Source organism: Streptomyces sp. NPDC003016, assembly GCF_053591455.1.
The window spans coordinates 1-1075 of record NZ_JBSFTV010000104.1 but is presented as its reverse complement, the minus strand read 5'-3'; the positions used below and the strand labels follow the sequence as shown (position 1 = coordinate 1075).

Sequence of the window (1075 nt, the reverse complement as noted above, 5' to 3'; positions counted from 1 at the left end):
ACATGATCACTGTGGGTGTCGAGGAGGAGTACCTGCTGCTCGATCCGGGCACGGGCCTGCCGGTGCCGCTGGCCGAGGAGGTGCGGGGGTCGTCGGGGCTGGAGCCGGTGGTGGGCCGGGGGGAGGTGCAGGCCGAGCTGTTGCAGGCGCAGGTGGAGGTGGCCACTCCGGTGTGTACGGATCTGGAGGAGGTGGGGGGTCATCTGCTGCGGCTGCGTCATGCGGTGGGTGTGGCGGCCGAGGAGTTCGGGTGCCGGCTGGCGACCTGTGCGACGGCGCCGTTGCGGCGGGCGGCGCCGGTGCCGGTGAGCCGCCGGCCGCGGTATCTGGCGATGGAGTCCCAGGCCCCGCAGCTGGTCGCGGAGCAGCTGATCAACGGGATGCATGTGCATGCGGCCGTGCCCGATCCGCAGATGGGTGTGGCTGTGGTGAACCGGATCCGGGTGTGGCTGCCGGTGCTGGTGGCGATGTCGGCGAACTCGCCGCTGTGGGACGGCCATGACACCGGGTTCGCGAGCTGGCGTACCGTGATCTTCGGCCGGTGGCCGGTGAGCGGGCCGCCGCCGTATTTCGAGGATCTCGCCGATCACGAGCGGCGCGTCCAGGCGCTGCTGACTTCGGGGGTCATCACCGATTTGGGGCAGCTGTACTGGCAGGCCCGTCTCTCCGGCCGGTATCCCACCGTCGAGGTGCGGTGCATGGACGTGCAGCTGCGGGCCGACGACGCGGTGATGTTCGCCGGGATCGTCCGGGCGCTGGTGGCCACCGCCATCCGTGAGGAGAAGGCCGGGGTGCCCGTGCCCCGGTGTGCGCCGGAGCTGTTGCACGGTGCGAACTGGCACGCCGCCCGGCACGGCATCAGCGCCTGCCTGGTCGCTCCCGACGGCACGCTGCGCAGCGCGGGCGACGTGGTGTATCTGCTGATGGAACACCTCGCCCCGGCCCTGGAGGAAGCCGGCGACACCCGGGAGGTGAGCGCCCTGGTCCACCGGCTGCTCCAGCAGGGCGCCCCCGCGGACCGGCAGCGCCGCGCCCTCGCCGAGGGGCTGCCCTCCCTGATCGACCTGATCACCAC

1 protein-coding gene is annotated in these 1075 nt (G+C 72.1%); it reads left to right on the top strand.

All coding sequences use genetic code 11. The annotated features are described in order from the left end of the window. Positions 1-2: 2 nt before the first annotated feature. The coding region (locus ACWDZ4_RS35090) for a glutamate--cysteine ligase (RefSeq protein WP_451512432.1) at positions 3-1075 on the top strand (1073 nt) is incomplete at its 3' end.